We start from the raw sequence: 8,722 nt of genomic DNA on the forward strand, positions 1-8,722 counted from the left end.
TGGATCAGATGGGCATTACCTTGGACATTTCCGTTTCCATTTCGATGATCTTTTTGCTCTGTTAAAAGCAAAAGGTGTGACGGAATTAGCGATTTATCAAATAAGGAAAGCGAATTATGGTTCCATTACCAGTCTAAAAAACGTCCTCAGCATCAAAAGTGAGGACGTTTTTTTAGATTTCTTTTTCTAAAATCGGACAAATACGATCTTGTTTTCCTAAAAGAAAATGTTTGATCCCGATTTTTTTAAATCCATAACGTTCATAAAAACGAATAGCTGCATGATTTTTTTCATAAACGGCCAAACGTAAATAACGTTTTTGTTTCGTTTTAGCATAACGATTCGCTTCATCGAGTAACCGTTGCCCCAACCCTTTGTTTTGATAATCTTTGAGCAGATAGAGCCGTTGAATCTCTATAGCATCTTTTTCATCATTAACTTTCATATAACCAATGAGTATTTGATGATCCTTAATACCAATAAATTTACTGGTTGACTGTGCCAATTCTACTGCCAATATTTCAGTTGTCAATTGTGTCTGTAAATATTCTTGCATATCAAGTGGATCTGCGCCATCGATAAACGATTCATAAAAACTGACAACACTTACAACTTGTAAAGCATCTAGATCATCATGATCTAAATACGCTAGTGTGATTTGATTATTCATCTAACTCCTCCTTTTGACATAGTATACTATAAATCTAGTATTCAGAACTCATAAGGAATTGATCTTATACTAAAAAAATGGACTATTTTTATTCAGTCCGTAAAATGAAAGTATATGATTAATTAATATCATTTCCTAGTTTTAGATAATCGAATCCTCTCCTATTTTTTATTAAACTTGTTTTAGGAAAAAAAGGGGGCTACAATGATTACAAAATTAAACGGTTTTTCAGACAGGGATTTAGAACAATTGACACATTCCCATTAGGAGAAAAGATGAATCTAAATATTGAAACACTAAATAAACTAACAGAACAGCATTATAAACTGTTACTTGAAGCAGATCCTAATGAAAAATTAATAAGTAAGTATTTGAACCGTTCTTTTTGTTTTGAGGCAACCTATAACAATGAATTATTAGGAGTGTTGATTCTTTTACCTACACACCCCGAAACACTAGAAGTTGTGAACATTGCCGTAATTCCAACACAAAGAAACAAAGGAATTGGGCATCAACTTCTTACTTTTGCCGAAAAATATGCGCGAAACAATAATTACAAGTGTCTTGAAATTGGAACTGGTACAACTAGCTTCGGACAACTTTATCTTTATCAAAAATGTGATTTCCGCGTTGTTGGTGTTGATCAAAATTTCTTTACAATTCACTATGATAAAAAAATTACTGAAAATGGCCTTGTTTTAAGGGACATGATACGTTTGAGAAAAGTTCTTAAATAAACCTTGTTTCCCTGTTAGGACCTATAACTATCAAATAGCCCCTAGCAAATATTGATATAGTAAGTCCCTGTATTCTATAATCGGAATGCAGGGGCTTTTTATTTGGCAACCTATTCCGAACGAATTAAAATCGAAACCTTTTGTGAACTAGGGCTGTCCAATATACAAATGGGCGTTCGGCTGAACCGATCACGATGTGGTCGGAAAACTAAGCTGAGCGATGAGTTAAAGCCAAAAATTCTCAACCATTAATGCTTAGCGGGTATTTTTGCGTTAACTGATCTTGCCAAACGGTGGCGAAAGGTCTATTATTCGGTACATTAATATTGGGCTCGATATAACCAGAAAGGGTGCTTACGGTGAAACCAAGAAAATGGTTACTGGTGACTCTGACAATGGGGTTGATGATGTCGCTGATGCCAGCAGTGGCCGCCGATAGTCAGCCGGTTACCACTCAGCAAAGAACCGCTATTGAACGGGAACTAAGGTATTACGAGGCGAACGCCACGGTGTTGATTGGTAATGCGAAAAGCCAGCCAACCATCATTAGTAACCGCGTTAATACAAGCGACGGCCGCGCACAAGCCATTAGTGCCCATCGACTGTTTCCGATTGCCTCGCTGGAAAAAGGCATTACCGGGGTTGCCTTGCAACAACAGTACGACCAAGGAAAGCTGTCACCAACTACTAAGTTGGCGCAGTACTTTCCACAGGTGGCGAACAGTAATAACATTACGGTCAATAACTTGGCAACGCATACCAGCGGTCTGGCTGATTTACGGACAGTTGCTCCAGTACCAATCAAAACGACCAAGGATAATGTTGCGTTTACCGCGCACAACTACCGGTTGGTGAATAACCGTCCTGGATCATGGTTCTATGCCAACGTGAACTATGGTTTCATCGCGTTAATTATCAGCCAGATTCACCATGAAAGTTACCACCAGTACTTAGAAAAACAGCTAATTCGTCCTAATAACATTCACGGGATGAAATTTTTCGAACAGGTAGGGAATAACCGTGATGTCACGCCGAACTTGGTCAAACCAAATGTGATCAATAATGCCGGATCGGCGAATACGTGGATCCGTCTGCAACGCGAAATGTCGGCGGAATACGGTGCTGGTCAGATCTTAGCAACACCTTTAGCTTACTGGCAGTTCATTAACCGCGGCTTGCTCGGTCACTCGCAGATCCGGAAAGCGTACCTGAGTGCTACGTACCTGAGTGCTAGCCGCCAGGTTCACAGTAATCCTGCTTATTACAACGGCTTTTACCTGACACCAGGTGAATTGCATGCCAATGGTTTTATGGACGGTTATAGTTGCATTGTTTACGTTAATCTCATTAAGCGACGTTCTTTTGTGGTCTTTGCCAACAATATTAGCATCCAAAAATGCCGTGAATTAGCCTATCACATCAACCGCATTTATGCGCGGATATAAGCAAACTTAGCCACCTTGGTTATTAGTCTAGTTTTCTTTTAGTAGTGTCATGGTTCATATTAGAAAGCGCTTGCACGAAAGTGAACATAGTTGTATTATGTACTTGAGTACTCAAGTAGTAAGGATGGAATTTCAATGGATTTACAAATAACTAACAATAGTTTTCGTGCACAAATTGTTTTAGCGATTCAGAATGATATTTTTAATAATCGAGAGGTGGGTGATAAATTGCCATCTGAAGCAGATTATGCAAGGGAGTTTAACGTCACACGCTCGACTGTCCAGAAGGCATTAAAGGATTTACAACGGATGAACTTAATTAAAAAGGTTCAGGGGAAAGGATCCTTTGTCCACCAGACCCAACCGAAAGTTAAGCTTTTTAACTTCAAAGGATTTTCTGACTATGCTCATCAGATCGGTGCAACGCCAGTTAATAAAATTCTTGATCAACAGGTAATTACTGATGGTGTTAATAGAATCTTTTACTTAAAACGTTTGCGAATGTTCAATAGCGACAATGCTTTAATTCCAATGACGGTTGATGAGTCGCGTATTAATCTAAACCAATTCCATGGCTTGGAAAAGTATGATTTTAGCAAGCAATCTTTACATTCCGTTATTCGTCAAGATTATAAGATAATTCCTTCGACAACCTTACTAAGCATGTCCGCTGTTGCTGCGGATGAAGAATTAGCGAAGAATCTGCAGTGCAACGTTCATGCCCCGCTTTTGCAAGCCCAGGGGATTGTTCATGACGAAGAGGGCAGAGTCGTTGAAAAGGTTAAAGTAACATACAGTAATTTTGCTGAATTTGATTTAACACTTGGCATTTAGGGGGAATGATTATGCGTGAAAAAGATAAGATTTTAGGTGCATTATATGGACAAGCAATTGGTGATTCGATGGGGATGCCGACTGAATTATGGCCCATTCAAAAGATCAGGGAAAAGTTTGGCCGTAACATCACAACTTTTCTAGATGGCACTGATGATAATGATATTGCCATTAATTTCAAAGCTGGTGAATACACCGATGATACTAACCAGGCCTTTGCAATTTTAGATGCCCTCATTGAGACAAACTGGGATCCAGATACACGGGTACTGGTCAAACACATCATGAAGTGGGCCGATGCGGTTGGCGCATGGACTAATAATATTCTGGGCCCAAGCAGCAAGGCAGCACTTAAGCTTGTAAAAGAGGGTAAGGACCCGGCTGAAGTCACCAAGACCGCTTTTACCAATGGGTGTGGTATGCGAATTTCGCCAATTGGAACTCTTTACGAACCGGAAGATTTCGATAAGCTGATTGAAATGGTATATGAGGTTACTAAGATTACCCACTCCAGTGACGTTGCTATTTCAGGAGCAGCAATGATTGCTGGAGCGGTAACCGCTGCGATGGCCGATTACACGTGGGATGACATTGTTGACTATGCTGAAAAGGCAAATGATGCTGGATTTAAATTGGGTGCTCCAACGTGGGCGGCACATAATAAGGAACGCCTTGAGGTCGGAATTGATATTGCCCATAAGTTCAAAGGGGACGATGAGGCATTTAGTCGGGCAATTTACAACACTGTTGGGACTGGAACCACCATTTCGGAAAGTATTCCAGCAGCCCTGGCAATTGCTTACTATGCTAAGGACGTCAAAAAGAGTGCATTTATCTGCACTAACTTAGGTGGAGATACCGATACGATTGGTGCGATGGCAACCGCGATTTGTGGTGCAAAAGTAGGGGCAAAGAAGATTCCTGAAGACTGGAAAAAGTTAATTGACGAAAAGAATCCTCAACATAATATTCATGAATTTGCAGATAAGATTTCTGAGTTCAAGGCATAGTAAAAACGAGGTGAATTACTATGGATAACGATTTTGTAAAAGTCCCGGAAGAAGATAAAACGCTAAGTCCTGGGAAGCTTTTCTATAACTGGTTTGCCGCTAATATTGGTATTATGGGTTTCGTTTACGGTGCCATCATTGTTAGTTACCACTTGTCGTTTTGGTAATCAATCACGGCCGCACTGATCGGGGCGCTGACCTTTGCGATTCCCGGATGGGTGGCAATGATCGGTCAGCGTGAAGGGGTTACTACCTTTAAGATGAGTCGGGCCGCCTTTGGGACACATGGTAATAAAATCCCTAATTTTATGGCCTGGCTGAACATGGTCGGTTGGCTTGCCGTCAACGTAATTACCGGTACTTTGCTATTCTCCGCAATGCTGAGGATCATTCACGTTCCACAAACGGGATTTACGAAGTTCATTTGTCTAGTTGTCTTTGCGGGGCTGGTCTTTCTATCGGGTATCTTTAAGGAAGACACCTTGGCTAAAATTCAAACATGGCTAAGCTGGATCTTCGGTGCGCTAACCCTGGTGATGTTGATAATGTTTCTCGTGAATGCCAACTGGGGTGAAGCATTTGCCATGAAGCCGGGTAGTTGGGTAACCGGCTGGCTTCCGGCGGTTGCGTTCATCGCGGCCGGCTCGAGTATCTCCTGGTCAATGGCTGCCGCTGACTGGGGTGCCTATGTTCGCCCGAATACTAGGCCATCTGCTACCTTCTGGAATACGACCTTAGGTGCCGCCACGCCACTCTTTATTCTGATGGCTGGTGGGGTCCTCCTGAGTACAATTTCACCAAGCTTAGCTAGTTCAAGCGACCCATACCAGGTAATGTACGGTGCGATTCCCGGCTGGTTCGGATTCCTCTACTTCCTGGTCGCGGCCGGTGGTATTATTCCGCAATGCTTAGTTTCATTCCGGTCAGCACGAATTAAGCTTTCAACGATTGGGATTGAAGTTTCCCAGAAGACCTCACTGATACTGCACGCGGTCATCATCATCCTGATTTCCGTCTACGTGCTGTTTATTTCCGGGAACTTCTTGAGCAACTTCGAGTTATTCCTGAATTTCCTGGGGATCTGCCTTGCTTCATGGGTTGCGATCTTCTTGGTCGATAGTGTAATTTACCGTAAGCATGGTTATGACGTTAAATTAATGGAGCCTAATTCTCCGGTCCACTACAACTGGCCGGGAATCATTTCCTGGATCATCGCCACCATCTTCGGTTTCCTTTTTACGTCAAATGGTGCATACCGAGGACCGTTTGCGCATGGCATCTTCGAAAATAACAGCAGCCTCGCCGTCTTCATTTCAGGGATTGCCGCTATTGTCGTTATTTTTATCTTCTCCCTGTTTGTTAAGAGCCATGATAAGCAAGAGGGGTGAGTGATGATGAAGAAAAGTTTAATCATCGGCGCCGCTTTTGTCGACGTAATAATGGATGTTGCCCAGATGCCAGTCTCTGGCGGGGATGTGACCGCCAAGCTGAAGTCCTCTAACGTGGGTGGTTGTGCCTTCAACGTCTATGGTGCAATTAGGCACTACCTGGGTGCCAAGTACGCCGACCTGTTCATCCCCGTGGGTAAGGGCCAGTATAGTGAACTGGTTCGTAAAACCATGAATGATAGTAAGATCCCGATTCTGCTTGAGGATGAACACAAGGATAACGGTTGGGACCTCTGCCTGGTCGAACCAGGTGGGGAACGATCCTTCATCACGGTCCCGGGCATTGAGCAGGACTGGAAGGACGAATGGTTTACGAAGATTAATTTGTCTGACTACCAGTACTTCTACGTAAGTGGGTACGAGATGGAAGACGTCAAATCGGCTAACTTGCTGCTGGACCATTTAGCACAGCGCGATGAGGATTCGTATATCCTGTTCGATGCATCGCCACGAATTAGTTATATTGATCCGGAAATCATTGGTAGGCTGATGTCAAAGGGCGTGATTATCAATGCCAATGAAGATGAGATCGGCTTCCTTAGCGATAAGGCCACCCTGGAGGAGAAGGCGAGCGATATCTTCAGTAAAACTAAGGAACCGGTTCTGGTGACTCTAGGTGCCAAGGGGACCTACCTGTACGATAATCATGGTGGAAGAATTGTTAGCAGCGACAAGGTTGAGAATGTCGTCAATACAATCGGTGCCGGCGATACCCACTGTGGTGGCGTGATTGCCGGGCTATTGGAGGGCGATTCATTCGATGAAGCATGTAAGGTTGGAAATGAGCTCTCCGCAAAGGTTATCCAACAAGAGGCTGGAAGTTTGAGTTGATTTTTCTAAAAAATAAACCTCCTATACTGAAATTCAGTACGGGAGGTTTTTTATTAGTCCTTCACGGATATATTAAATTACTACCAGCTTAATTGCCGTTAATCCTATAAGTGTATTATTAATTGGTGTAGAATAAAAGGAGAATATAAAGATAATTATTTATTTCAAGTTATTTTTAATTTCTATCGGCATTAATTAGTGTACATTTCGGGGGAGATGGCAATTATGAAGGGAATAATTTTAGCTGGTGGTTCTGGGACGTGGTTGTACCCGATTACCCGGGGGACCTCAAAGCAGCTGATTCCAGTCTATGATAAGCCGATGGTCTACTACCCATTATCAACGCTGATGTTGGCGGGGATCCGGGATGTCCTGGTGATCTCAACGCCCGAGTACCTGCCCCAATTCGAGGAGCTCCTCGGTGACGGCGCTGACATTGGCATGCACTTTTCCTACAAAATCCAAGCGCACCCGAATGGCCTGGCCGAGGCCTTTATCATCGGTGAGGACTTTATCGGGGATGACTCGGTGGCCCTGATCCTCGGTGACAACATCTACTACGGTGCCGGCCTATCACAGCTGGTTCAAGACGCCGCCAAGCGGCTACCACGTCAACGATCCCGAGCGCTTTGGGGTCGTCGAATTTGACGACCAGATGCACGCCCTGTCGATCGAGGAGAAGCCGGCCCACCCGAAGAGTAACTACGCGGTCACCGGCCTCTACTTCTACGACAACGACGTAATTGACATCGCCAAGCACATCCAGCCGTCCGCGCGGGGCGAGTTGGAGATTACCGACGTCAACAAGGAATACCTCCGTCGCGGTAAGCTCGATGTCAAACTGATGGGGCGTGGTTACGCCTGGCTAGACACCGGGACCCACGACTCGATGCTGGAGGCCAGCAACCTCATCGCGACGATCGAACGTCGGCAGAACCTTAAGGTGGCCAGTCTGGAAGAGATTGCCTACCGGATGGGCTACATTGACAAGGACAAGCTGGTCGAACTGGCCCAGCCGCTCAAGAAGAACGACTATGGTCAGTACCTGTTGCGGCTAGCGAAGGAAAACTAAGGGAGAGCGAAATAATGGGACAATTAATGGTAAAGAACACGAAACTGCAGGATGTTAAGATCATCACGCCAAAGGTCTTCGGCGATAACCGGGGCTTCTTCGAGGAAACCTACTCCGACCGGGACTTCAAGGAGGCCGGAATCGACTTCAACTTCGTCCAGGACAACCAATCCCTGTCCAGCCGGACCGGCGTACTGCGTGGGCTCCACTTCCAGCGTGGTAAGGCCGCCCAGATCAAGCTGATCCGGGTCGTCACCGGGGCGGTCCTCGACGTGATCGTTGACGTGCGGAAGGGCTCCCCAACCTACAAGCAATGGGAAGGCTACATCCTCTCCGCCAGCAACCACCGTCAGCTCCTGGTACCGCGTGGCTTTGCCCACGGCTTCCTGACGCTGACCGACAATGTCAACTTCCTCTACAAGGTTGACAACTACTACAATGCCGAGGCCGATGGTGGCTTCTCCTTCAAGACGCCGGAACTGGGCATCGACTGGCCGATCGAATTTGACAAGGCCATCACCTTTGAGAAGGACGCGGCTCAGCCGAGCTTCACGGAATTCGAGAAGAACAACCCGTTCGTCTACGGTGAGATCTAAGGAGGCCGACCATGAAGAAAGCATTCAAGAACATCATCGTCACCGGGGGCTGCGGCTTCATCGGCTCCAACTTCGTTCA

Annotated in this window: 7 protein-coding genes and 4 pseudogenes; 10 read left to right on the forward strand and 1 reads right to left on the reverse strand. The window is 44.8% G+C overall.

Going from position 1 to position 8,722, the window contains the following annotated elements:
• Positions 1–190 (forward strand): annotated as a pseudogene (locus ACEYV4_RS08245) (hypothetical protein); the annotation flags it as partial.
• On the opposite strand, the gene ACEYV4_RS08250 reads toward ACEYV4_RS08245, so the two are convergent.
• Positions 173–670 (reverse strand): GNAT family N-acetyltransferase, encoded by a 498-nt coding sequence (locus tag ACEYV4_RS08250; RefSeq protein WP_078009706.1) that lies wholly within the window; start codon positions 668–670, stop codon positions 173–175. The pseudogene ACEYV4_RS08245 and the gene ACEYV4_RS08250 overlap by 18 nt on opposite strands.
• A 275-nt stretch (positions 671–945) precedes the next feature.
• Here ACEYV4_RS08250 and ACEYV4_RS08255 point away from each other — a divergent pair, with 275 nt between their 5' ends.
• The 9 genes and pseudogenes from ACEYV4_RS08255 (at position 946) to rfbC (ending at position 8,643) form a co-directional block, all read left to right on the forward strand.
• Complete coding sequence (locus ACEYV4_RS08255) at positions 946–1,407, forward strand: N-acetyltransferase (protein ID WP_265891697.1); 462 nt, start codon at positions 946–948, stop codon at positions 1,405–1,407.
• Between the two features lie 102 nt (positions 1,408–1,509).
• Positions 1,510–1,656 (forward strand): annotated as a pseudogene (locus tag ACEYV4_RS08260) (IS30 family transposase); the annotation flags it as partial.
• Between the two features lie 110 nt (positions 1,657–1,766).
• Positions 1,767–2,852: a serine hydrolase domain-containing protein gene (locus ACEYV4_RS08265; RefSeq protein ID WP_373842840.1), complete on the forward strand. Its 1,086-nt coding sequence runs from the start codon at positions 1,767–1,769 to the stop codon at positions 2,850–2,852.
• Positions 2,853–2,987: 135 nt separating this feature from the next.
• Positions 2,988–3,686 (forward strand): GntR family transcriptional regulator, encoded by a 699-nt coding sequence (locus ACEYV4_RS08270; protein ID WP_265891696.1) that lies wholly within the window; start codon positions 2,988–2,990, stop codon positions 3,684–3,686.
• Positions 3,687–3,697: 11 nt separating this feature from the next.
• Complete coding sequence (locus ACEYV4_RS08275; protein WP_373842841.1) at positions 3,698–4,696, forward strand: ADP-ribosylglycohydrolase family protein; 999 nt, start codon at positions 3,698–3,700, stop codon at positions 4,694–4,696.
• 20 nt (positions 4,697–4,716) lie between these two features.
• Positions 4,717–6,084, forward strand: a pseudogene (locus ACEYV4_RS08280) (cytosine permease).
• Positions 6,085–6,087: 3 nt separating this feature from the next.
• Complete coding sequence (locus ACEYV4_RS08285) at positions 6,088–6,975, forward strand: PfkB family carbohydrate kinase (protein ID WP_373842842.1); 888 nt, start codon at positions 6,088–6,090, stop codon at positions 6,973–6,975.
• A gap of 225 nt (positions 6,976–7,200) precedes the next feature.
• Positions 7,201–8,047: pseudogene (rfbA, locus tag ACEYV4_RS08290) on the forward strand (glucose-1-phosphate thymidylyltransferase RfbA).
• Between the two features lie 14 nt (positions 8,048–8,061).
• Positions 8,062–8,643: a dTDP-4-dehydrorhamnose 3,5-epimerase gene (rfbC, locus tag ACEYV4_RS08295; RefSeq protein ID WP_373842843.1), complete on the forward strand. Its 582-nt coding sequence runs from the start codon at positions 8,062–8,064 to the stop codon at positions 8,641–8,643.
• The last annotated feature ends 79 nt before the right edge of the window (positions 8,644–8,722 follow it).

The sequence above is a fragment of the Limosilactobacillus sp. genome (assembly GCF_041859915.1).
In the GTDB taxonomy this organism is placed as follows: Bacteria; Bacillota; Bacilli; order Lactobacillales; family Lactobacillaceae; genus Limosilactobacillus.

Bases quoted from the DNA above. Each gene is read 5' to 3' on its own strand.
- ACEYV4_RS08255 (WP_265891697.1), top strand. From the start codon at position 946: ATGAATCTAAATATTGAAACACTAAATAAACTAACAGAACAGCATTAT.
- rfbC (WP_373842843.1), top strand. From the start codon at position 8,062: ATGGGACAATTAATGGTAAAGAACACGAAACTGCAGGATGTTAAGATC.
- ACEYV4_RS08270 (WP_265891696.1), top strand. From the start codon at position 2,988: ATGGATTTACAAATAACTAACAATAGTTTTCGTGCACAAATTGTTTTA.
- ACEYV4_RS08250 (WP_078009706.1), bottom strand. From the start codon at position 670: ATGAATAATCAAATCACACTAGCGTATTTAGATCATGATGATCTAGAT.
- ACEYV4_RS08285 (WP_373842842.1), top strand. From the start codon at position 6,088: ATGATGAAGAAAAGTTTAATCATCGGCGCCGCTTTTGTCGACGTAATA.
- ACEYV4_RS08275 (WP_373842841.1), top strand. From the start codon at position 3,698: ATGCGTGAAAAAGATAAGATTTTAGGTGCATTATATGGACAAGCAATT.